The organism is Sphingomonas sp. CFBP 13733 (assembly GCF_014841795.1).
Classification (GTDB): Bacteria; Pseudomonadota; Alphaproteobacteria; order Sphingomonadales; family Sphingomonadaceae; genus Sphingomonas; species Sphingomonas aerolata.
Map to the genome: position 1 here is coordinate 472,243 of NZ_JACYUP010000004.1, position 23,520 is coordinate 495,762.

Sequence of the window (23,520 nt, forward strand, 5' to 3'; positions counted from 1 at the left end):
GGCTAGGCGAAGTGCGCGTCGAATGCCATACGCGATATTCGAAAAGACGACTCGCGAAAGGATTAGCCGATGTTGTTCTACGACAGTGCCTCGCCGGCGCCCAACCCGCGCCGCGTCCGGATCTTCCTCGCCGAAAAGCAGGTGCGCATCCCGATGGTGCACGTGTCGATACCCAAGGCGGAGCACAAGGCGGCGCAGTTCCTCGCGGTGAACCCCTATGGCCAGACGCCTGCGCTGGCGTTCGACGATGGTCGCGTGCTGACCGAGAGCGTCGCGATCTGTCGATATTTCGAGGCGCTGCATCCGGACCCGCCGCTGTTCGGGCACGGCGCGCACAATGTCGCGGAGGTGGACATGTGGACGCGACGGGTCGAGCTGCGGCTGATGACGCCGCTGTCGTTGGTGTGGCAGCATACGCATCCCTGGACGGCGCGGATCGTGAAGCCGCAATATACCGAATTCGGCGAAACCCAGCGGCCGCGTGTCCGGTCGGCCATGGCCGAGTTCGACGCTGCGCTGGCGGGCGTCGAATGGCTCGACGGAGTGCGCTATACCATTGCCGACATCGTCCTGCTGACGACGATCGATTTCGCCGCGTTCGTCGGCATTCCCATCCCGGACGAGCTGGAGCATCTCAGGGCCTGGCACGACCGTGCGTCAGGCCGCCCCAGCGCGCAGGCCTAGCGCCGCTGGCGTCCCAAGTCCTAGCCCCGGCCTTGTGCTCCGGACCGGCTGGATGCAATCGCAGGGCTCTCGGGCCGGGATCCCCGACTTTAGTCCGGCATCCGCGAGGGCGCCCGAACTTCCCTTTGCATCCCCCGGCGAATCATGCCAAGAGCTGCCCATACCTGATGTTCAGTTTCGGAAAGAGACGGACTTAGGGTGGTTGAGCCTTGCAGCACTCTCGCAGTGCTCGGCATCAACAGGCAGGCAGTCCAACAGGTCGCCGCCTTGACGAGTTTGGAGAGGGGATAAGGCGGAAGGACGGCAAGGCCGTACCTTCCGCCGTCCTTCCTGAAACCCCAGCATCAGCGAGCATTGTGCGACCTGGCCTGACGTCGCATGCGCTGGCCCGTTTTGCGTCATCATCTGGCGTGATCTGATTGCGGCGCTTGAAGGCCGGCGGCGGCTGGTTTCCTTAGGGTCGGACCGCTGCGGCAAAGGCCCTCTCCCCGGGGCCACATTATCGCAAGATCGAAAAATGGTTCTGGCCGATCCGGAACTGGCGAAAGCCGTCTACATGACAGTATTGGCAGGGATTAGTAGCAATATGCTACGATTTTCCCGCTTGACGCGTAAGGCGTAGAAGAATCTATTCGATGATGCGGTACGGGCCAAAGTGCTTCGGCCGAACAGGGGAGAGTGATGTGGCCAAGCAGCGCTATTTCGTCGCGTCCGCGTTTTTCGTACTTGCATGGGCCCTTGCCGTTCCGGCGGCAGCGCAAATCGGGGGTGATCCACAACCATTGGGAACGACGGGAGCGGGGCAGGTCACGGCGAACCCCGCGCAGGCCGCCGCCGCCCAGTCCGAAAATGCCGACATCATCGTCACCGGCTCGCTGATCCGCGGGTCGTCCGAGGATGCCGCCGCACCCGTCGACGTGATTTCGGGTGACGAACTCGCGAAGCAGGGCGCGCCGACCGCGGTCGAGCTGCTCAAGAACCTGCCGACCTCAAACGGCGTGACCGGGGATGCGAACCAGTTCGACAGCCGCAGTCAGGGCAATGAAGGCGTCGCGTCGGTCAATCTGCGCGGGCTGGGGCCGCAACGTACGCTGGTGCTGCTCAACGGCAAGCGGCTGGTGCCGGTCGGCGGCGGTATTCCCATCGTCGACATCAACCTGATCCCCTCGGCCGCGATCGGCCGTGTCGAGGTGCTCAAGGACGGCGCCGCCGCCACCTATGGTTCGGACGCGATCGCGGGCGTGGTCAATTTCATCACGCGTACCGATCAGCAAGGCTTCCTGGTCTCGGGCGACTACCGTTATATCGACGGGTCGAAGGGCGATTACGGCACGGCCATGAGCTATGGTCACAGCGGCAACGGCGTGCGGATGCTGGCGTCGTTCGGCTATCAGCATCGGTCGGAGCTCCGTACGACCGATCGGGACTTCACCATCCAGCCCTACGCCAACAATCCCCAGGGCGGGTGGACCGGCGGCGGCAACCCCGGCAACCTCGATTTCAACGCGACCGTTCCGTTTCTCGACCCGGTGAGCGGGCGTCTGTTCACCGGCTATGGCGCGAACGGCGTGTCGAACGGGGTGAACTTCGTTCGTGACCTGGGGTGTGAATCGCTTGGCGGATTCCGCAGCGTCGCGGGCTCGACGACACCGACGCCGACCGCGGTCGGGACGATCGCGGTGCCGACCGATCGATGCTTCAACAATTACGGCCAGTTCGGCAATCTCGTCGAGCCGGAGGACCGGTATCAGGCCTATGCCGAGGTCGCGATCGACCTCACCAGTTCGCTGCAATTCACCGCGACCGCGCTTTATGGAGCGACCTCGACGCGGATCACGACGTCGCCGACCTATCTGCCGACGCTGCCGCCATCGGCGAATGCGGCGGGCGGCGGTGCGGGCTTCTTCCAGGTGCCGACCTATGCGCCGGCACTACGCGACTATTGCCAGGTCTATGGTACGGCGGCGGGCTGCCTGACCGCGAACGGCACGCCGCTCGCACCCGCGCTCGCCTTCCCCGTGCTCTTCCGTCCGGCACTGCTCGGTGGCAATCCGGTCATGCGGGGCGGGGACAATGACCGCGGATCGGCATTTTCCAAGCGCCAGTCCGAGGAAATGCGCTTTACCGCGGACCTGTCGTGGGAGGTCACCGACCGGATCAACCTGACCGCGAGCGGGACCTATTCGCAATATGTCCGCGAGAATGAGGGGACCGACACGTTCGGTGACCTGCTGCAGAATGCGATCGCGGGCTTTGGCGGCCCCAATTGCGCCTATGCGACCACCGCGTCGCGGGCCGGGCTGACCGCCGCGCAGATCGCTTCGCTTGCCGGAACGAATGGCTGCACCTTCTTCAATCCGTTCTCGACCGCGGTGGCGGCCAATCCGGTCACGGGTCAGGTGAACCCCAATTACGCCGGGTCGCGAAGCACCAACGGGCTCAGCACCGCGCCCGGCGCGGGGTTGGTCAACGACATTGCGACGGTCGACAATTTCTTCCGGACGACGCGCACCGTCTACAACACGCAATTGTTCGTCGGCGACCTCGTGCTTGGCGGGCGGACCGGGCTGCGACTGCCCGGTGGCGATGTCGGTTTTGCGATCGGCGGCCAGTATCGGCGCAATTATTATGCCGTGAACTATAATGCCGACAGCAATCTGGCGGTGAATCCCTGCCCGGGGACACCGCTCAATCCGCGTGCGACCTGTACGCCGCAGACGGGTGCGCTGGGCTTCCTCGGCACCAACCGGAACGCGTCCTCGGTGGGCGACGTGAAGGCGCTGTTCGCCGAGCTGCAATTGCCGATCCTCGAGGCGATCAATGCCCAGCTGTCCGCGCGGTATGAGGATTATGGCGGCAATGTCGGGTCAACCTTCAATCCGCAGGGGCGGTTGCGCATCCAGGTGGCGCCGTGGCTGGCGCTTCGCGGCGGGGCCGGAACGACGTTTCGTGGACCGCCCGCGCAGCAGCTCGAAGGCAATCTGACTGCGCTGCAGATCATCGGCACCTCGTTCCGTGCGGTCGACATCAACGGCAATCCGGATCTCGAGCCTGAAAAGGCGACGACCTATAGCGGCGGCGTGATCCTCGACGCGGGCGGGTTCAATGCGAGCGTCGACTATTTCCGGTACGACCTGAAGGGGCCGATCGAGCAGGAGCCGACACAGGGCATCGTCAACGCATTGTTCGGCGCGAGCGGCGCGGCGAATTGCGGCAATGCCGCCTTTGCCGCGCTCCAGCAGCGCTTCACCTTCACCGGTGCGGGCTGCGGCGTCGGCAATGTCCAGCGGTTGCGCACCATCTATGTCAACAGCGCCAATGTCACGACCTCCGGTCTCGACGTCCAGGCAAGCTTCCGCGGCGAGCTCGGGCTGGCGACCGTCACGGTGGGCGCGACCGGCACCTATGTCATCGACTACAAGACCAAGGACGTGACGGTCGAGGGGATCGTCGTGCAGCCCGCATTCGACGGTGTCGGCCTGCTCAACTACCAGACGACGGCCTATCCGGTGCCCGAGATCAAGGGCAACTGGTATGTGCAGGGTGACTACGACGTCGCCAGCCTGCGCGTGCAGTTCAACTATATCGATGGCTATACCGATCAGCGCGGCGCGGCGATCTTCGGGCCGAACTTCGGTGCGCTGGCCGGCGGATCGGTGACGGGCGGCAAGGAGATCGGCGCGTTCAAGACGATGGATGCCACGCTGAGGATCGCGTTGCCGACCGGATCGACGGTGTCGCTGTCCGCGCTTAACATCTTCGACCGCGCACCGCCCTTCGCGCGGCTGGACCAGAATTACGATCCGTTCACCGCCTCGCCGCTCGGGTTCACCGCAAAACTCGGTTTGTCGCAAAAATTCTGATTGCTCTCGGCGCTGGCCTTGCTTTCAACGATTGGGTACGGTCCCAACAGGGTCGCAAGGCCAGCAACGATACGAGAGGATGACCATGGCGACAGCGTTGAAGACGCATTCCGACATCGCCGATTCCCTGGCCATGAAGCGCCGCGGCCTGACGCTCACCCTGCTCACGCTCACCTATTTCTTCAGCTATATGGATCGGCAAATCCTCGCGATCCTGCTCGAACGCATCAAGGCGGACCTTGTGCTGACCGACACGCAGCTCGGGTTGCTTTCGGGACTCGTGTTCGCGATCTTCTACGCCACGCTCGGCATCCCGGTCGCGCGACTGGCCGACCGGACGAGCCGCCGCAACATCATCGCGGTGAGCCTGACGATCTGGAGCGCGATGACCGCGATGTGCGGTCTGGCGCAAAACTTCACGCAACTCATGCTGTTCCGCATCGGCGTCGGGATTGGCGAGGCCGGGTCGAGCCCGCCCAGCCATTCGATCATCGCCGATCTCTATCCCCCCGAAAAGCGCGCGGGCGCGATGGCAGTCTATTCGCTCGGCGTGGTGCTGGGGGCGGGATTCGGGACGCTGATCGGCGGCGTCGTTGCGCACAGCTATGGCTGGCGGGTGGCGATGATGACCGTCGGACTGCCCGGTATCGCGCTGGCGGTGCTCGTCCGGCTGTTCATGGTCGAGCCGCGTCGCGGCCTTTCGGACGCCGGTCCGGTCGCCGCGCCGGCGCCGATGCCGAGCGTCGCGCAGGGCTTTGCCTCGATGTGGGCGAGCGCGCCCGCGCGGCATCTCGTCGTCGGCGTGACCCTGACCTCGATGATCGGGTATGCGCTGACGGGGTGGGGGCCGAGCTTCATGCAGCGCTCGCTGGGCATCTCGATGCTCGACGTGTCGCGCTACATCGCGCTGCCGGGTGCCCTGTTCGGGGCAATCTCGGCGCTTGCCGGCGGCAAGATTGCCGACGTTCTGGCGAGGCGCCACGGCCTTCACGTCCAGAGCTGGGTCGTGTTCGTCATGAAGGGGCTGTCGCTGCCCTTCGCGCTGGCCTTCTACCTGATCGACGTGCCGGCAATCGCGATCGGCAGCTATTTCGTCTACCTGATCTTCGCCAATTCGTACCTGGGGCCGAGCTTCGCGCTCATCCAGCATCTCGCGCCGCTGAAGACCCGTGCGATGTGGGCGGCGATCACGTTGCTGGTCATCAACCTGGTCGGCCTCGGCCTCGGCCCGACGATGGTCGGCTGGCTGAGCGACCTGTTGAAGCCGACCTTTGGCGAGGAATCACTACGCTATGCGCTGGTGATCATCGTGATGATGACGCCCTGGGCGCTCTATCATTATTGGCGTGCGGGCGTGCTGCTCAAGCGTGCCGAAGATCAGGCCGCGCTCGCGACGGCCTGAGACATCGGGGCGGGGACCGGCGCGGCAGTCAGCCTGCGCCGGTCCCCGCCGCCCCTCTGCCGCTCAATCGTCGAACAGGCCGTACATCAGTGTCGAGGCGTACATCGCCACAGCCCGCTCGCGCGGCATGGTCGACGCCCATTTGCGCATGTCGAAGGCGGCATTCTGGACCGCCATCAGCGCCTGTGCGGCGATCAGCGCATCGACCGCGCGGATCGAGCCCTCGCCGATCCCGTCCATCATCATCCCCGCATAGCGCCGCGCGATCCCGTTCGACCGCTCGACCATCGCGTCGCGGACGCTGGGCGGCAGGCCGCTGAGCGCGGTCGTGCGGAGCAGCGGACCGCGCTCGGCGAACTGGACGTCGAGCAAAGTCGCGACGGTGCTCGACAGCTTGTGCCAATAGCTGCCGCCCTCGGCCTCACCGCGGCCCTGCGCATCGGCGATCGTGTCGAAGCTGCGGCGATAGCAGGCGATGACCAGATCGTCCTTGGCATCGAGATGGTGGTAGAAGCTGCCCTTGGTGACGTTCAGTTCGGACGCGATCTTCTGCACCGATGCGCCGCGATAGCCGAGTTCGTTGATCAGCCGCGTCGCCGCCAGCAGGAACGCCTCGCGCCCCGGTTCGGCATCGTCATGGCTGAGATCGAGCAGCGTCGGTGCCCAGCGCGCACCGGGTCCTGCGATGCCGTGCGCGAACACGTCCATCAACCGCGCCTCGACACGGGCATATTGGTCAGGCTCGTAGCGCGTCAGCCAGATCGGCAACCAGAAGGTATTTTCGAGCAGGACGTGCGCGCGCGCGCTCTGAATGTCGGTCTGTGCGCGGCCGGTCGACGGGCCCCAGAGGAGGCGGGTGCGGCGGAACACTTCGCGCCAGCCGTTCATCAGCCGGCTGCGGATCGGGTCTTCGGTGGCGCGCAGATCGGAGAGGACCGCGAACGCCTTTTCCTCGCCGCGCTGGATCCGTCCGAGCCGCGCCATGTTGAGCGCGAGATAGCGGGCGACGCGCGCCTGCGGGGTCTGTTCGACCATCGCCTCGTCGAGCATCCGCAGCAGATAATCGAGCGTATTCTCGAACGCGGCGGCGGCAAGGTCTTCCTTGCGCTTGAAATAGTAAGTAACGCTCGTCGTGTTGAGCCCGACCCGCCGCGCGACGTCCGCGAAGGTCATGCCCTTGGCGCTTTGCTCGTTGATCGCCTCTGCGGCTGCGGCGAGGATGGCGTCACGCTTGGCACGGAAGCGCTTCGTTCCCTGTTCGCCGTCTTCGATCGCCTCTGCCGGAACCTTCATCAAAATACCCTAACAGCTTCGATTTGAAGTTACAGTGCTTTTTAGGCGCTTTCGTGGCCGAGCGGAAAACCGGCTTTCGGCACGCTCCGGGATGCTTTACCGAATACGCGGTATGGTCTAATCGACCGCCAGACCGTGGACCGATGGAGAGCCCGCATGGATTTCAGCTTCAGCGACCGAGAGACCTATTTCCGAGATCGCGTGCGCGACTTCATCGACCAGAATATCCGCCCGCGTCAGGCCGATTACGACGCGCAGGCCCACCATGGCGAGCGCTGGAAGGTGATTCCGGTGATTGAGGAGATGAAGGAAAAGGCCAAGGCCGCTGGGCTGTGGAATTTCTTCATGCCCCCCCATTCTGGGCAGACTCACGTCGATGACAGCTTCGTGTTCGAGGGGACGCAGCTGACCAATCTTGAATATGCGTTATGCGCCGAGGAGATGGGCAAGGTCAGCTGGGCGAGCGAATGTTTCAACTGCTCGGCGCCCGATACAGGCAATATGGAGGTATTCCACCGCTATGGCACGCGCGAGCAGAAGGAAACGTGGCTCGGTCCACTGATGCGCGGTGAGGTCCGGTCCGCCTTTTTGATGACCGAGCCTGCGGTGGCGTCGTCGGATGCGACCAATATCGAGACGTCGATGGTCCGCGACGGCGATCATTATGTGATCAACGGGACGAAATGGTGGTCGTCGGGGGTCGGCGATCCGCGCTGCAAGATCGCGATCGTCATGGGCAAGACGAGCTTCGAGGGATCGCGGCATCAGCAGCAGAGCCAGATCCTGGTGCCGATGGACACGCCCGGCGTGACGATCAAGCGGATGCTGTCCGTCTATGGCTATGACCACGCGCCGCACGGGCATGGCGAGGTCGTGCTCGAGAATGTCCGCGTGCCGGTCGAGAACGTGCTGCTGGGCGAAGGGCGCGGGTTCGAGATCGCGCAGGGGCGGCTCGGGCCGGGCCGCATCCACCATTGCATGCGGACGATCGGCGTCGCGGAGACCGCGATCGAAGCAATGGCGAAGCGGCTGCTGAGCCGTGTCGCGTTCGGCAAGCGGATCGCCGACTTCTCGGTCTGGGAGGAGCGGATCGCGACCGCGCGGATCGATATCGAGATGACGCGGCTGCTGTGCCTGAAGGCCGCGGACATGATGGACAAGGCCGGCAACAAATCCGCGCAGATCGAGATCTCGATGATCAAGGTCGCCGCGCCGAACATGGCGCTGAGGATCCTCGACGATGCGATACAGGCGCATGGCGGCGGCGGCGTGTCGGACGACTTCCGGCTCGCGCACGACTGGGCGGCAATGCGGACGCTGCGCTTCGCCGATGGTCCCGACGAGGTCCACAATCGGTCGATCGCACGCAACGAGTTCGGCAAATACGGGGACTTTCGCAAAGGCGGCGTGTCGAGCGGGGATGTCGGGGTGAGCCGCTGACCCTGTCCCGTTCGTCCTGAGCGCAGTCGAAGGACATGCCCCGAACGAGTCAGTCCTTCGACTTCGCTCGGGACGAACGGCATTTTTGATTGCGCGCCCGCCAAATCTGGAGCCAGACCACCCATGAAAGCCGCAGTCCTTTTTGAAGCCAATACGCCGCTCAGCATCGAGGACGTCACCGTCTCGAAGCCGGGTCCGCGTGAGGTGTTGATCCGTACCGTCGCGGTCGGGGTGTGTCGCTCCGACCTGCACTTCGTCGACGGCGCCTATCCGCATGCGATGCCGACCATTCCGGGGCACGAGGCGTGCGGCGTGGTCGAGGCGGTCGGTGACGAGGTCGCCATGGTCAAGGTGGGCGACCATGTCGTCACCTGCCTGTCGGCGTTTTGCGGCCACTGTGAGTTCTGCGTGACCGGCCGCATGGCGCTCTGCGTCGACAGCTCGGTGCGACGTCCCAAGGGTGCGCCGCCGCGGCTGATTCTGGGTGACCGACCGATCGCGCAGATGCTCAACCTGAGCGCCTATGCCGAGATGATGCTGGTGCACGAACATGCCTGTGTCGCGATCGACCGCGACATGCCGATGGACCGTGCGGCGCTGCTCGGCTGTGCAATCACGACCGGGGCGGGCGCGGTGTTCAACACGACCGACGTGACGCCGGGCGAGACGGTGTGCGTGGTCGGGTGCGGCGGGATCGGGCTGGCAGCGGTGAATGCCGCGAAGATCGCGGGTGCGGGAAAGATCATCGCGCTCGATCCGGTGCCGGAGAAGCGCGCGATGGCGGAGAAGCTTGGCGCCACGCACAGCTTCGACGCGCTGTCCGAGACCGCCACGGACGAAATTGTCGCGCTGACCAGGGGCGGCGTCCACCATGCGATCGAGGCGGTCGGCCGGACGCAGTCGGCGGCGACCGCGGTCAAGGTGCTGCGGCGCGGCGGGACCGCGACGATCCTGGGGATGATGCCGCTGGGCGAGAAGGTCGGGCTGTCGGCGATGGACCTGTTGTCGGGCAAGCGGCTGCAGGGCGGGTTCATGGGGTCGAACCGGTTCCCGGTCGACATCCCGCGGCTCGTCGATTTCTACATGCGCGGGCTGCTCGATCTCGACACGATCATCGCGGACCGGATGCCGCTTGAACGGATCAACGATGCGTTCGACGAATTGCGCCGCGGCGACACGACGCGCAGCGTGATCACCTTCGCATGAGCGGCGATGCAGCCAGCACGATGGTCGGTACGATCCCGGTCAGCGATAAGGACCGGCTCGATCTCGACCGTTTGACGGCATGGATGACGGAGTCGGTCGAAGGCTTTGCCGGGCCGCTGCGCTACGCCAAGTTCGCCGGCGGCCAGTCGAACCCGACCTATCGGCTCGACACGCCGGCGCGCGCCTATGTCCTGCGACGCAAGCCGTTCGGGCCGATCCTGCCCTCGGCGCATGCGGTCGAGCGCGAATATGCGGTGATCGCCGGGCTTCATCCGACAGGCTTTCCGGTGCCCCGGCCGTACGGGCTATGCGAGGATCCCGACGTCATCGGCGCGCCATTCTATGTGATGGAAATGGTCGAGGGTCGGACGATCTGGGACGGCGCGATGCCTGGTGCGACGCCCGCCGAGCGCCGCGCGCATTATGACACGATGATCGACGCGCTCGCCGCGCTTCACAACACCGATTACGCGGCGGCGGGGCTCGCATCCTATGGCAAGCCCGGCAATTATTTCGAGCGGCAGGTGGGGCGCTGGACCAGGCAATATCGCGCGGCGGAGACCGAGCGGATGGAGTCGGTCGAGCGGCTGACCGACTGGTTGCCACGGACCTTGCCCGACCAGACGCGGACGTCGATCGTCCACGGCGACTATCGCATCGACAACATGATCTTCGCTCATGCGACGGACGGCGCGGGGGCGAAGGTCATCGCGGTGCTCGACTGGGAGCTGTCGACGCTCGGCGATCCGCTTGCCGATTTTTCCTACATGCTAATGAGCTGGGTGACCGAACCCGAAGGCCGGTCGGGGGTGCTCGGCCTGACCGGTTCGGAGACCGGGATTCCGACGATCGAGCAGGTCGTCGCGCGCTATTGCGCTGCGACCGGGCGGGACGGCGTCCCCGATCTCAACTGGTATTTCGCCTATAACCTCTTCCGGCTCACCGGGATCGTCCAGGGGATCAAGAAGCGGATCATCGACGGCACCGCGTCGAGCGCGCAGGCCGAAGCGACGGTGGCCAAGGTCCACGCGCTGGCGGATGCGGCATGGGGCTTTGCAGTGAAGGCGGGCGCATGACGCACGTCCCGAATGCGGAAGGGGAGAGGCAGGGCATGACGCAGTTCGACCTGAGCGGGAAGGTCGCGATCATCACCGGATCGTCGCGCGGGATCGGCAAGGCAAGTGCTTTCGAGCTGGCGGCACATGGCGCGAGGGTGGTGATCTCCAGCCGGAAACAGGAGGCGTGCGATGCCGTCGCGGCGGACATCAACGCGCGCTACGGCGAGGGCCGCGCGATTGCGGTCGCGGCGAACATCGCCGACAGGGCGGCGCTCCAGCATCTCGTCGACACGACCCGCAGTGCGTTCGGCCGCATCGACGTGCTGGTCTGCAACGCCGCCTCCAACCCCTATTACGGACCCCAGGCGGGGATCGGCGACGACCAGTTCCGCAAGATCCTCGACAACAACATCGTCTCCAACCACTGGCTGATCCAGATGGTCGCCCCCGGCATGACGGAGCAGCAGGACGGCAGCATCATCATCATCTCCTCGATCGGCGGGCTTCGCGGATCGCCGGTCATCGGCGCCTATTGCATCAGCAAGGCCGCCGACATGCAGCTGGCACGCAATCTCGCAGTCGAGTTCGGCCCGTCGGGCGTCCGCGTGAACTGTATCGCGCCCGGACTGATCCGCACCGATTTCGCGCGCGTGCTGTGGGAGGATCCCGAGCGGATCGCGGCGGCGAATACCCGCGTGCCGCTGCGACGCATCGGCGAACCCGAGGAAATCGCGGGCGGGGTGGTGTTTCTCGCTGCATCCGCGAGCCGTTTCGTGACCGGGCAGACGCTGGTCATCGACGGCGGCGTCACGATCTAAAGGGGAGGGCATCATGCGGTTCGAGAACAGGTCGATCATCGTCACCGGCGCAGGATCCGGCATCGGCCGCGCGGCGGCATTGCTGTTCGCGGCGGAGGGCGGCCGTGTCGTCGTCGCGGACCGTACCGAGGGTGCGGACGAGACCGCGCATCTGATCAGCCAGGCCGGCGGCATCGCCACCCCGATCCGTGTCGACGCGGGGGAGGAGGAGGACGTGATCCGCATGGTCGCGCTCGCCTGCGATACATATGGCGGGCTCGACGTGCTGTTCGCCAATGCCGGCATCTCGGGCGGCATGGCCAATCTCTTCGACACCGACGTCGCGCTGATCACCGAAGTGCTGCGGGTCAATCTGATCGGTCCGTTCCTCGCCATCAAGCACGCGGCACCACGGATCGTCGCGCACGCGGCCGAGATGGGCAGGGGCGGCGCGATTGTCCTGACCGCGAGTGTCGCCGGGTTACGGTCGGGCGCGGGCTCGCCGGCCTATTCCGCGTCCAAGGCGGGAGTGATCAACCTCGCGGCGGTGTCGGCGCAGCAGCTGTCGGGTGCGAACGTCCGGGTCAATGCGATCTGCCCAGGGCTGACCGAGACGGGGATGACCAAGCCGGTGTTCGACTATGCGCGCGAGGCCAACAAGATGGACCGCGTCGGCCGTCTCAACCCGCTCCACCGCGGCGCGCAGCCCGAGGAGCTTGCCCGGGTCGCGGTGTTCCTCGCCTCCGATGACGCAAGCTACGTCAACGGTCAGGCGATCGTGGTCGATGGCGGATTGTCGTCGAGCCATCCCGTGACGCGACAGGATTATGGCAAAACCGCAGCCTGATGCAGTCCGCTCAGGCGGCTGAGAGATGCAGGTCGGCGAAACCGGTGAAATAGCCGCGTAGCGTCGGGTCCTCTATCGGTGCGATCAGGGCCGCGATCGTGGCGGCGGGCGACGTCGCGCCACCACCAAGCGCAGCGCCGCTGGCAAATCCCATCGCCCAGCTGCCGAAGCTGCGCTTGGTGATCGTCTGTTTCGCGAGCTGCACCATCGCGAAATGCCGGTCGTCGCGCTGGATGCGATCGAAGGTGCGCGACACGGCGAGATCGTCACCCTCGAGCACCTGGAGGAACCTGTTGCCGCCGGCAATGAGCAGACCGGTCACGCCCGCGGCGGCATTGTTGCGACGCGAGACCCGCAGGATCTCGTCGATGACCGGCTGTGTCACACGGCTACGCGACGTGCTGATATAGAGAAGGCGCTGCATGCCGATGATCCCGGAGAATGATCGCGCGGGACTAACCGGAAGTTACGAAGACCGGGTTAACCCGCGTAAACCAAGGCTATTTTCGCATCCGGATCAGCCCCTCCTGCGCGACGCTCGCGACCAGCCGTCCGTCGCGGGAGAAGATTTTGCCGCGGTTGAAGCCGCGCGCATGGCCCGACCAGGGGGCATCGCAGGCATAGAGCAGCCAGTCGTCCGCGCGGAAATCCTCGTGCAGCCATAGCGAATGATCGAGGCTGGCGGTCTGCAGACCCGGCGTGATCCAGTTGATCCCGTGCGGCAGCAGCGCGGTTCCGAGCAGGGCCATGTCGGAGGCATAGGACAGGACCGCGCGGTGCATCGCGGGGTCATCGCCGATCGGCGCGACGATCCGAAACCAGTTGGCATGGCTCGGCGCCTGCGCGGGCGGATCGATCCAGCTGCGCGGGTTGACCGGGCGGACCTCGATCGGGCGCCAGCGCAGCATGTGCGCACGAAACTTCTCGGGAATGCCGTCGATATTCTCCAGCCGCAGGTCGCGATCGGAACGCAGCTCCTCGGGCGGCGCGACGTCGGGCATCGCGTCCTGATGGTGAAGACCATCCTCGGGGGTCTGAAACGACGCCGCCATGTTGAGGATCGGCTGGCCCTTCTGCATCGCGATGACCCGGCGCGTGGCAAAGCTGCGGCCCTCGAAATCGCGGACGACGCGGTAGACGATCGGGTAATCCTCGTTGCCTGGCCGCATGAAATAGGCGTGAAGCGAATGCGCCGCCTTGGGCGCCTCGGTCGAGCGCTGCGCGGCCTGGAGCGCCTGCGCGATCACCTGGCCGCCGAACACGCGACCGACGCCGCCGGGCTGGCGCTTGCCGACATAGAGGTCGGTGTCCACCTCGTCGATCTCGAGCAGGTCGACGAGGCCCTGGGCGAGGGCTTGGGGTGTTACTTCGGCAGTATCGTCAGGCATTTGACCTCCTTGGTCTCCCGCGACGGCGGGAGCCCAGTCTGAGCCCCCGCCTTCGCGGGGGTACAAGTTCGGGTCAATAGCCCGCGGCGATGGCCAGCCGGTCGGCGTGGAAGTTGGCGTCGCCGAACAGCTCGGCCAGCACGCGCGCGCGCTTCATGTAGAAGCCGATGTCATATTCGTCGGTCATGCCGATGCCGCCGTGCATCTGGACGCTTTCCTGCACGCTGAGCGTCGTCGCGAGCGCGGTCATCGCCTTGGCGACCGAAACGGCCTCGTCGGCCTTGTCGTGGCCCAGATCGAGCAGCTGCTGGGCCTTGAGCACCGCGGCGCGCGCGACCTCCATCTCCGAATAGAGATGCGCCGCGCGGTGCTGGAGCGCCTGGAAGCTGCCGATCAGCGTGCCGAACTGCTTGCGCTGCTTCATATAGCCGATCGTCATGTCCATCGCGCCGCCGCCGACGCCGAGCAGCTCGGCGGACGCGCCGGTGCGGCCCGCGCGGAGCAGGCGGTCGAGCGGGGCGCGGCCGGCATCGACCTCGCCGATCACCGCATCGGCATCGACCTCCACCCCGTCGAAGTCGAGCCGTGCCGCGAGGCTCGCATCGGCGAGGCGTTCGGCGTTCGCGCTGAGCCCGGCGGCGTCCTTCGGCACCGCGAACAGGGTGATGCCGTCGGCATCGTCCGCGCCGCCTGCGGTACGCGCGGCGACGATGATCAGGTCGGCGGTGTGGCCGTGCGCGACGAAGCGCTTGGCGCCGGTCAGTTTGAAGCCGTTACCCGCGCGTTCGGCGGTCATCGCGATGCTGTCGCGATGCTTGGCGGCCTCGTCGATCGCGAGCGCTGCTACCGTTTCGCCGGCGATGATGCCGGGGAACCAGCGTTCGGCCTGGCCGGTGCCCTTGAGCGCTTCGACCGCGGCGACGGCGGTGGTCAGGAAGGGGGAGGGCGACAGGTTGCGACCGATCTGTTCGAGCACGACACCCGCCTCGACATGGCCAAGGCCGAGCCCGCCCTGATCCTCGCCGATCAGAATGCCGGTGAAGCCCATCTCGGCGAACTGCTTCCACAGGTCGCGCGAAAAACCGGTGGCGTCATCGGCGTCGCGAAGCGCGCGCATGTGGCTGACGGGCGCGTGTTCCGCCACGAAGTCGCGGATCGTGTCCTGAAGGACGGTCTGGTCGTCGTCGAGATAGAGTGGCATTTATGTTCCCCCGCGAAGGCGGGGGCCCAGGAGCCCCGCGCGCAGCGTTCGTGATTCTGGGCTCCCGCTTCCGCGGGAGAACGGTAGAGCTCAGGCCGGCAGTTCGAGAATCCGCTTGGCGATGATGTTGAGCTGGATCTCGCTCGTCCCGCCCTCGATCGAGTTCGCCTTGGTGCGGAGCCACGAGCGCGGGATCGCACCGCCGCGCGAGCGGTCGCTGTCCCATTCGAGCGCGTCCGAGCCGCCCGCCGCCATCATCAGTTCGTAGCGCGACTTGTTCAGCTCGGTGCCGTAATATTTCATCATGCTCGGCTGCGCGGGGTGGGCCTTGCCCGCCTTGAGTTCATCGATGAAGCGTTCGGACATCGCCCCGAACGCCTTGGCGCGCACCTCGAACAGCGCGATCGACGCGCGGAGCAGCGGGTCGGCGAGGCGGCCGTCATGGCCGAGCCCGACGGTGGCGATCGCACCGTCGATCAGCGGGTTGCCGCCCGACGAGGCGAGACCCATGCCCGAGATCATCTCGCGTTCGTGGCCGAGCAGATATTTGGCGACGTCCCAGCCCTTGTTCTCCTCGTACACGCGGTTGACCTTGGGGACCTCGACATTGTCGAAGAAGGTCTCACAGAACGGGGAATTGCCGCTGATCAGAAGGATCGGCTTGGTCGAGACGCCGGGGGTGGCCATGTCGAACAGCACGAAGCTGATCCCGCCCTGCTTCGAGGTCTTGTCGGTGCGGACGAGGCAGAAGATCCAGTCCGCCTTGTCGGCATAGGACGTCCAGACCTTCTGGCCGTTGACGAGATAATGGTCGCCCTTGTCCTCCGCCGAGGTGGCGAGGCCGGCGAGATCGGAGCCCGCATTGGGTTCGGAATAGCCCTGGCACCAGCGGATCTCGCCGCGTGCGATCTTGGTCAGGTGATCGAGCTTCTGCTCCTCGGTGCCATATTTGAGCAGCGCCGGCCCGAGCATCGAGATGCCGAAGCTGTTGAGCGGGTTGCGCGCCTTGATCGCCGCCATTTCCTCGCGGAGGATCTTGGTTTCGGCGGGCGACAGGCCACCGCCGCCGTACGCCTTGGGCCAGTCGGGGACGGTCCATCCCCTGGCGGCCATCCGGTCGAGCCAGTCCTTCTGCGCGGGGCTCGATGGCTTGAACTGGCGACCGCCCCAGCAGACATCGTCCTCCGAGCGGACGGGCTTGCGCATCTCGGGCGGGCAGTTTTCCGCAAGCCAGGCGCGGGTTTCGGTGCGGAAGGTGTCGAGGTCGGTCATCGTGTCTTCCTTTCTCCCTCTCCCCCGAGGGGAGAGAGTGGGGTGAGGGGCTGCCAGGGGCGGAGCACGGCTTGGCTGCCCCTCACCCCGGCCCTCTCCCCCGAGGGGAGAGGGCGTAGAATTTACTTGATCTTTCCACCGCTCGCGGCGGCATCCTTCAGCGACTTGGCAACCGGGAAGCCGTATTTCTCGAGCCCGGCTACGACCTTTGGCAAGCCTTCCGACTGCGCCCAGAACATCGGGCCGCCGCGATAGACCGGCCAGCCGTAACCGTAGATCCACACCACATCGACGTCGGACGCACGCTGCGCCTTGCCCTCTTCGAGGATCAGCGCGCCTTCGTTGACCATCGTGTAGAGCGTGCGCGCGACGATCTCCTCGTCGCTGATCTCGCGCGGGGTGACGCCCGACTTGGCGCGGAAATCGTCGATGATCTCGGCGACGCGGGGGGAGTTCGACGGCGTGCGCTTCTCGTCATAATCGTAGAAGCCCGCCTTGGTCTTCTGGCCCCAGCGGTTTTCCGCCGCCAACGCATCGCGGATATTCTCGATCCGGCTCGGGTCGCGGTGCCAGCCGATGTCGACGCCCGCGAGGTCGCTCATCTGGAACGGGCCCATCGGCATGCCGAACGCGACGTGGACGCGGTCGATCTGCTCGGGGCTCGCGCCTTCGAGCAGCAGCTTGGTCGCCTCGACCTGGCGCGGCATCAGCATGCGGTTGCCGATGAAGCCATAGGTGACGCCCGCGACGACCGCGACCTTCCTGATTTTCTTGGCGAGCGCCATGACGGTCGCGAGCACATCATCAGCTGTCTTGTCGCCGCGGACCACCTCGAGCAGCTTCATGACGTTGGCGGGCGAGAAGAAGTGCATGCCCACGACATCCTCGGGACGCTTCGTGCACGCGGCGATCTCGTCGATGTTCAGATAGGAGGTGTTCGAGGCGAGGATCGCGCCGGGCTTGGCGATCGCGTCGAGCTTGGTGAAGATGTCCTTCTTCACCTCCATCGTCTCGTACACCGCCTCAATGATCAGGTCGCATTCGGCGAGATCGGTAAAGTCGAGCGTGGGCTTCAGCGCGCCCATCGCCTGTTCGACCTGTTCGGGCTTCATCCGGCCCTTGGCGGCGGTCGCCTCGTAGTTCTTGCGGACGACGCCGGTGCCGCGGTCGAGCGCCTCCTGCTGCATCTCGACGATCGTGACGGGGATGCCGGCGGACAGGAAGTTCATCGCGATGCCGCCGCCCATCGTGCCCGCGCCGATCACGCCGACGCGTTTGATCTCGCGCAGTTTCGTGTCCGCGGGGACGTCGTCGATCTTGGCGGCCTGGCGCTCGGCGAAGAAGATGTGGCGCTGCGCGGCGGACTGGACGCCCATCATGAGCGCCATGAACTGTTCGCGCTCGAACGCGATGCCGTCGGCGAAGCTCGACCCGTCGGCGGCCTTTTCGACGCAGGCGATGTTGGCGGCGGGCGCGTCGAAATTGCGGAAGCGGCGCGCGTTCTCCTTCTTGAATGCGGCGACCGCGTCGGGATCGGCCTGCGCGGTCTTCTCGGACGCGCGGGGCAGGGGGCGCTTCGCCGCGATCTCGCGCGCGAAGGCGATCGCGTCGGCTTCCAGGCTGTCCTCGCCGACGATCTTGTCGATCAGGCCGGCGTCGAGCGCCTTCTTCGCAGAGATCGGATCGCCCTTGGCGGTCATCTCGAGCGCAAGCTTGACGCCGGCGATGCGCGGGATGCGCTGCGTGCCGCCCGCGCCGGGGAGGAGGCCGAGCTTGACCTCGGGCGTACCGATCTTGGCCGAGGGAACGGCGACGCGGTAATGGCAGCCGAGCGTGACTTCGCAGCCGCCGCCTAGCGCGGTGCCGTGGATCGCGGCGACGACGGGCTTGGACGACGCCTCGATCATGTCGACGACGGTCGGCAGGCCGGGCTCGACCATCGGCTTGCCGAATTCGGTGATGTCGGCGCCCGCGAAGAAGGTGCGGCCGTCGCAGCGGATCACCATCGCGGTGATGCTCGCGTCGGCGACGCCGTCCTTGATCGCGGCTTCGAGCCCCTGGCGGACTGCCGCGCCGAGTGCGTTGACCGGCGGGTTGTTCGAGATGATGACGAGAACGTCGTCATGGCGTTCGGTGCGGATCGGGGTGGTCATTATTCTCTCCTGGTGACGGCCGCTGACGGGTCAGGTCATGGCGGCGTAGATCATCGTCTTGAGCTCGCGGCGGATGGGGTAGAGGCTGCTGGGCGAGACCTGGGTCATGAAGACCATCGACAGGCGCTCGACCGGATCGATGAAGAAGGCGGTCGAGAACATCCCGCCCCAGTAATATTCGCCCTTCGACCCCGGCATCATCGATCGGACGGGATCGATGGTCACCGCGAAGCCGAGACCGAAACCGGTGCCGGCATTGGTCGCCTCGCTGAACATCGACCGGGACATCGTCGTCAGGTCGGCGCCGCCGGGCAGATGGTTCTGCGTCATGAGTTCGAGCGTCTTGCGGCCAAGGATCCGCGCACCGTCGAGTTCGCCGCCGTTGAGGCACATCTGGCAGAAGCGCTGATAGTCGAGCGCGGTCGAGACGAGCCCGCCCCCACCCGACAACAGCGTCGGCGGACGGCTCCACGCGCTTTTCTCGCCGCGATCGAGCATCGTGCGCCCCTTGCCCGGCGCGACCGTGTAGCAATCGGTCAGGCGATCCGTCTTGTCGGCAGGAACCTGGAATCCCGTATCGTCCATCTTGAGCGGCACGAAGATGCGTGTCGTGAAGAAGGTGTCGAGCGTGACGCCCGACACGCGCTCGACGATCGCGCCGAGCACGTCGGTTGCCACGGAATAATTCCACGCGGTCCCCGGCGAGAATTCGAGCGGCAGCGCGCCCAGCGCGGCGACGAACCCGTCGAGATCGAGATTGCCGTGCCAGTTCTCGATCTTGCCTTCGCGATAGGCGGCGTCGACGTTCGACCGGTTCTGGAAGCCGTAGGTCAGCCCCGAAGTGTGGCGGAGCAGGTCGATCATCCGCATCGGCTCGGCGGTCGGTTTCACCGCAAAGGGGACCCCCGCACCGCCGCCATTATAGACGCCGATCCCCTTGAACGCGGGCAGGACGTGATGGACCGGCGTGTCGAGCGCGACGAGGCCCTGTTCGACCAGCATCATGAACGCGACCGAGGTGATCGGTTTGGTCATCGACGCGATCCGGAACAGCGACGTTTCGTCGATCGGCGCGCCGCCCTCGCGGGCGAGGCCCTGATGCGAGAAATGCACGATCTCGCCGTCGCGCGCGATCAGCAGCTGCGCATTGGGGAGCTTGCCGGTGACGATATAGCGGTCTTTCAACAGCCTATCGATCGCGGCGAGCCGTGCCGGATCGAAGCCATGCCGTTCAGCCGCCCCAGCGAACGCGGCGGTCATCGCCAGCTTCCCCGCATGCACCATACCCCCGGTTCGAACATGAGCACTCCTATTGCCTTGAGTGGCGTGCAAATCAACTCTAAACGTGCATCTGGTTGGCGGATAAGCCAAACCCGAAATTCATATTTGGAGTAGGCTGGCCTTGGCTCATGAACCAATCATCGCCCTGGACCCCAACTGGCCGGTCATGTCGATGGCGGAAACCGAACGGCGTCTGACTGCGCCCGGCGGCAAGTTCGAGATGGAGACCGTGACGATCGGCGGGGTTGCGACGCGGGTGTGGAAGAATGCGCCGCCGTCGCTGCGTTACCTGATCGAGGCCGCGCGCGGACATGGCGAGCGCGTCTTCACCATCTATGAAGACGAGCGCGTGACCTATGAGGCGACGTGGCGCGCGGTGACGACGCTGGCGGCGCATCTGCGGGCGCTCGGCATCGGGCCGGGCGACCGCGTCGCGCTGGCGATGCGCAACCTGCCCGAATGGCCGGTCGCGTTCTTCGCAGCGACGGCGATCGGGGCGGTGATGGTGCCGTTGAACGCGTGGTGGACGGGGGCGGAGATGGCCTATGGTCTCGCCGACTCGGGTGCCCGGGTCCTGATCACCGACGATGAACGCCATCACCGGCTCGAGGATATCTACGCGACGATCCCGTCGCTGGAGCAGGTGCTGGTCAGCCGCGCGGTCGCGCCGCTGACGGGTATCGCAGCGCCGCTGGAGGGCGTGATCGGGACGTCCTCGCACTGGGCGGCGCTGCCCGATCAGCCGCTGCCCGACGCGGTGATCGCGCCCGACGACGATGCGACAATCTTCTATACCAGCGGCACGACCGGTGCCCCCAAGGGGGCGCTGGGGACGCATCGCAACATGATGTCGAACATCCTGACCGGTGGCTATTCGGGCGCGCGTTCGGCCCTGCGGCGCGGCGAGATGCCGCCCGAGCCGACCCCGCGCGTGACGCTGACGGTCATCCCGCTCTTCCACGTCACCGCCTGCTCGGCGGGCATGATGGGCGTGATCGCGACGGGGAGCACGATGATCTTCATGCGCAAGTGGGACACCGTCCGCGCGATGGAGATCATCGAACGCGAAAAAGTGAACGTGACCGGCGGCGTGCCGACGATCGCGTGGCAGCTGATCGAGCATCCCGACCGCGGCAACTATGATCTCTCGTCGCTCGAATCGATCGCCTATGGCGGCGCGCCGTCTGCCCCCGAGCTGGTCAGGCGCATCCATAGCGAGCTCGGCGCGCTGCCCGGCAATGGCTGGGGCATGACCGAGACGATGGCGACGGTCACGCATCACGGCGCGGAGGATTATCTCAACCGACCGAGCAGCGCGGGGCCACCCGCGCCGGTCGTTGACCTGAAGATCGTCGCGGAGGACGGCGTCACCGAGCTTCCGATCGGCGAGGTCGGCGAGCTATGGGCGCGCGGGCCGATGATCGTGAAGGGCTATTGGAATAAGCCGGAGGCGACCGCGACGACGTTCATCGACGGCTGGGTGCGGACGGGCGATCTCGCGCGGCTCGACGAGGAGGGGTTCTGCTACATCGTCGACCGAGCCAAGGACATGATCATCCGGGGCGGCGAGAACATCTATTCGTCGGAGGTCGAGAACGTCCTTTACGCGCATCCCGCGGTCACCGACTGCGCGCTGATCGGACTGCCGCACCGCACGCTGGGCGAGGAGCCGGTCGCGGTCGTCCACCTCGCTCCCGGTGCGCAGGCGAGCGAGGTGGAGCTGCAGGCTTGGGTGCGCGAACGGCTCGCCGCGTTCAAGACGCCCGTCGCCATCCGCTTCGTGCCCGAGACCTTGCCCCGCAACGCGAACGGCAAGATCCTGAAAAAGGACCTGCAATCGCTTTTTGCGGATCGGATTCCGGCCACGGCATCATAGTTCAGGGCGATTCGTCCTGCATCGCGCAGGCGGAGTGTCAACACCGCTTGAATGCCGCCCCGATTGTGACAAGGGGAAGGGCAAGCGAGGGGTAACGGCATGGCGAACGACGATTATACGGCCCAGGCGGGTACGGCGGACGTCCATGAGGGAGGGCCGCCGCCCGCTAGGGGCGGGGCAACCACGGAAACCAGCGCGGAAGGGGTGTTCGAACCCCCGATCGGCGTTGGTGTCGAGGATGCGATGCGGATCGCGCAGCGACGCGATCGCCTGCTCGCCGCGCTGACGCTGACCGCCGGAATCGGGCTGGTCATCGCGTTGCCGTTCGCTTTGAAGGCAGGGGCGGAGTTCTTCCTGCCGCTGACGACCGCGCTGGTGATCGCCGTCGCACTGATTCCAGTGCTCGAATGGCTCGAACGGCGGGGTGTGCCGTCGCCGATCGCGGCGCTCGCGTGCATTCTGGTGTTCCTGGTCGCGGCCAATGTCGCGATCGCCGCGATCCTCGTGCCGGCAACCGACTTTTTCCGGCTGCTGCCGACACGGCTCGATCGGATCCAGAGCAATCTGGCGCCGCTGCTCGATCTCTATTCGAGCCTCGAGAAATATGTGAACAAGACGCTGCGGCAGGTCGCGTCGACGCCGATCAAGCAGCCTGCAACCGCGGGCGTCGCGGCGCCAAGTTCGATCCTGGAATTCGCCGCGACATCCGCGCCGGCGGTGATCGTCCAGCTGCTGTTCGGGATCCTGATCGTGTTCTTCTTCCTGTCCGGCTGGACGGGCATGCGACGGCAGACGATCACGGGCCGCACGAGCTTCGACGGGGCGATGGCGACCGCACGCGTGATTCAGGACGTGGTCGACGACGTCTCGGCCTATCTCGGCACGATCACGGTCATCAATGTCCTGCTCGGGATCGTGACCGGCACCGCCTTGTGGGCGATCGGCATGCCCTATCCGGCGATGTGGGGCGGGATCGTCGCCCTGCTGAACTACATCCCCTATTTCGGACCCGTGATCGGCGCGTTCCTGCTCGGGCTGGGCGGGTTGATGACCTTTTCGGATATCTGGATGGCGCTGCTTCCTCCGGCGTTGATGTACGGGCTGCATCTGGTCGAGGCTAATGCGATCACGCCGTTCATCGTCGGCCACCGGCTGACGATCAGCCCGCTGCTGATCCTGATCTCTCTGAGCTTCTGGGGCTGGGTCTGGGGCACGCTCGGCGCGTTGCTGGCGGTGCCGCTGCTGATCATCATCCAGACCGTGCTGGGCGCGGCGGGCAAGCCCGATATCGCGGGGTTTCTGTTCGAGCACGGCACGCTCGTCCAGCAGAAAAGCGGGCGGAATCGCCGTCGGGGGGACGCGTCCGACGACCAACGTGAAACAGGCGGCTGAATGGGGGTTGACGCTATCCCAACCCTCGCCTAGTTGCCGCCTCCACGCTGTTTCAGCGGGTGTAGCTCAGTTGGTTAGAGCGCCGGCCTGTCACGCCGGAGGTCGCGGGTTCGAGTCCCGTCACTCGCGCCATCGTTCGTCGATGGTGTGAGATAGTGTCTACGACGGTGACGACGGCCAGACCCGTTTGCGGGTGCTGTGCAGGGTCGTCATTGGGAATGCGGGTGTAGCTCAGTTGGTTAGAGCGCCGGCCTGTCACGCCGGAGGTCGCGGGTTCGAGTCCCGTCACTCGCGCCACCCTAAGGGGTGGCCGAGTCCCCCTTTAAAATATCAGCCGCCCCCAGATGCCGTCCGGATAGCGACCGGG

Annotated in this window: 17 protein-coding genes and 2 tRNA genes; 12 read left to right on the forward strand and 7 right to left on the reverse strand. The window is 65.8% G+C overall.

Features of this window, described 5'->3' with window-relative positions:
- Nucleotides 1–69 precede the first annotated feature (69 nt).
- The 3 genes from IFT71_RS14715 (at nucleotide 70) to IFT71_RS14725 (ending at nucleotide 5,949) form a co-directional block, all read left to right on the forward strand.
- On the forward strand, nucleotides 70–684 hold the full coding sequence (locus IFT71_RS14715; protein ID WP_192141769.1) for a glutathione S-transferase family protein: 615 nt from the start codon (nucleotides 70–72) through the stop codon (nucleotides 682–684).
- A 683-nt stretch (nucleotides 685–1,367) separates the two neighbouring features.
- Nucleotides 1,368–4,547: a TonB-dependent receptor domain-containing protein gene (locus IFT71_RS14720; protein ID WP_192141771.1), complete on the forward strand. Its 3,180-nt coding sequence runs from the start codon at nucleotides 1,368–1,370 to the stop codon at nucleotides 4,545–4,547.
- Between the two features lie 79 nt (nucleotides 4,548–4,626).
- A complete protein-coding gene (locus IFT71_RS14725; RefSeq protein WP_244654943.1) occupies nucleotides 4,627–5,949 on the forward strand; it encodes a spinster family MFS transporter in 1,323 nt (440 codons plus the stop codon).
- 63 nt (nucleotides 5,950–6,012) lie between these two features.
- Here the strand turns inward: IFT71_RS14725 and IFT71_RS14730 are convergent, their stop codons facing one another.
- Nucleotides 6,013–7,242, reverse strand: a complete 1,230-nt coding sequence (locus IFT71_RS14730; protein ID WP_192141773.1) for a TetR/AcrR family transcriptional regulator — start codon at nucleotides 7,240–7,242, stop codon at nucleotides 6,013–6,015.
- Nucleotides 7,243–7,398: 156 nt separating this feature from the next.
- Between IFT71_RS14730 and IFT71_RS14735 the strand changes: the two genes are divergently transcribed.
- The 5 genes from IFT71_RS14735 (at nucleotide 7,399) to IFT71_RS14755 (ending at nucleotide 12,590) form a co-directional block, all read left to right on the forward strand.
- A complete protein-coding gene (locus IFT71_RS14735; RefSeq protein WP_192141775.1) occupies nucleotides 7,399–8,682 on the forward strand; it encodes an acyl-CoA dehydrogenase family protein in 1,284 nt (427 codons plus the stop codon).
- 123 nt (nucleotides 8,683–8,805) lie between these two features.
- On the forward strand, nucleotides 8,806–9,888 hold the full coding sequence (locus IFT71_RS14740) for a Zn-dependent alcohol dehydrogenase (RefSeq protein WP_192141777.1): 1,083 nt from the start codon (nucleotides 8,806–8,808) through the stop codon (nucleotides 9,886–9,888).
- Nucleotides 9,885–10,964 (forward strand): phosphotransferase family protein, encoded by a 1,080-nt coding sequence (locus IFT71_RS14745; protein WP_192141779.1) that lies wholly within the window; start codon nucleotides 9,885–9,887, stop codon nucleotides 10,962–10,964. The genes IFT71_RS14740 and IFT71_RS14745 overlap by 4 nt, the downstream gene beginning before the upstream one ends.
- A gap of 35 nt (nucleotides 10,965–10,999) precedes the next feature.
- Nucleotides 11,000–11,764, forward strand: a complete 765-nt coding sequence (locus IFT71_RS14750) for an SDR family NAD(P)-dependent oxidoreductase (RefSeq protein WP_192141781.1) — start codon at nucleotides 11,000–11,002, stop codon at nucleotides 11,762–11,764.
- A 13-nt stretch (nucleotides 11,765–11,777) separates the two neighbouring features.
- A complete protein-coding gene (locus IFT71_RS14755; RefSeq protein WP_197976159.1) occupies nucleotides 11,778–12,590 on the forward strand; it encodes an SDR family NAD(P)-dependent oxidoreductase in 813 nt (270 codons plus the stop codon).
- Nucleotides 12,591–12,600: 10 nt separating this feature from the next.
- Here the strand turns inward: IFT71_RS14755 and IFT71_RS14760 are convergent, their stop codons facing one another.
- The 6 genes from IFT71_RS14760 to IFT71_RS14785 all read right to left on the reverse strand — a co-directional run bounded on the left by IFT71_RS14760 (nucleotide 12,601) and on the right by IFT71_RS14785 (nucleotide 19,864).
- Nucleotides 12,601–13,014 carry a BLUF domain-containing protein gene (locus IFT71_RS14760; protein WP_192141783.1) on the reverse strand — a complete coding sequence of 138 codons (414 nt, stop codon included), beginning with the start codon at nucleotides 13,012–13,014 and terminating at the stop codon, nucleotides 12,601–12,603.
- 76 nt (nucleotides 13,015–13,090) lie between these two features.
- Nucleotides 13,091–13,978, reverse strand: coding sequence for an acyl-CoA thioesterase (locus IFT71_RS14765; protein ID WP_192141785.1), 888 nt, complete (start codon nucleotides 13,976–13,978; stop codon nucleotides 13,091–13,093).
- A 73-nt stretch (nucleotides 13,979–14,051) separates the two neighbouring features.
- Complete coding sequence (locus IFT71_RS14770) at nucleotides 14,052–15,179, reverse strand: acyl-CoA dehydrogenase family protein (protein ID WP_192141786.1); 1,128 nt, start codon at nucleotides 15,177–15,179, stop codon at nucleotides 14,052–14,054.
- Between the two features lie 90 nt (nucleotides 15,180–15,269).
- On the reverse strand, nucleotides 15,270–16,451 hold the full coding sequence (locus IFT71_RS14775; protein WP_166746025.1) for an acyl-CoA dehydrogenase family protein: 1,182 nt from the start codon (nucleotides 16,449–16,451) through the stop codon (nucleotides 15,270–15,272).
- A gap of 122 nt (nucleotides 16,452–16,573) precedes the next feature.
- Complete coding sequence (locus tag IFT71_RS14780; RefSeq protein ID WP_192141787.1) at nucleotides 16,574–18,604, reverse strand: 3-hydroxyacyl-CoA dehydrogenase NAD-binding domain-containing protein; 2,031 nt, start codon at nucleotides 18,602–18,604, stop codon at nucleotides 16,574–16,576.
- A gap of 30 nt (nucleotides 18,605–18,634) precedes the next feature.
- Nucleotides 18,635–19,864, reverse strand: a complete 1,230-nt coding sequence (locus IFT71_RS14785) for a serine hydrolase domain-containing protein (RefSeq protein WP_192141788.1) — start codon at nucleotides 19,862–19,864, stop codon at nucleotides 18,635–18,637.
- A 187-nt stretch (nucleotides 19,865–20,051) separates the two neighbouring features.
- On the opposite strand from IFT71_RS14785, the gene IFT71_RS14790 reads away from it, so the two are divergent.
- From IFT71_RS14790 to IFT71_RS14805, 4 genes are all read left to right on the forward strand, one after another.
- Entirely contained in the window at nucleotides 20,052–21,761 is a 1,710-nt protein-coding gene (locus tag IFT71_RS14790) for a class I adenylate-forming enzyme family protein (protein ID WP_192142073.1), read from the forward strand.
- A gap of 243 nt (nucleotides 21,762–22,004) precedes the next feature.
- Nucleotides 22,005–23,153 carry an AI-2E family transporter gene (locus tag IFT71_RS14795; RefSeq protein ID WP_081874318.1) on the forward strand — a complete coding sequence of 383 codons (1,149 nt, stop codon included), beginning with the start codon at nucleotides 22,005–22,007 and terminating at the stop codon, nucleotides 23,151–23,153.
- Between the two features lie 55 nt (nucleotides 23,154–23,208).
- Nucleotides 23,209–23,285 (forward strand) — tRNA-Asp (locus IFT71_RS14800).
- Nucleotides 23,286–23,373: 88 nt separating this feature from the next.
- A tRNA-Asp gene (locus IFT71_RS14805) sits at nucleotides 23,374–23,450 on the forward strand.
- Nucleotides 23,451–23,520: the final 70 nt, after the last annotated feature.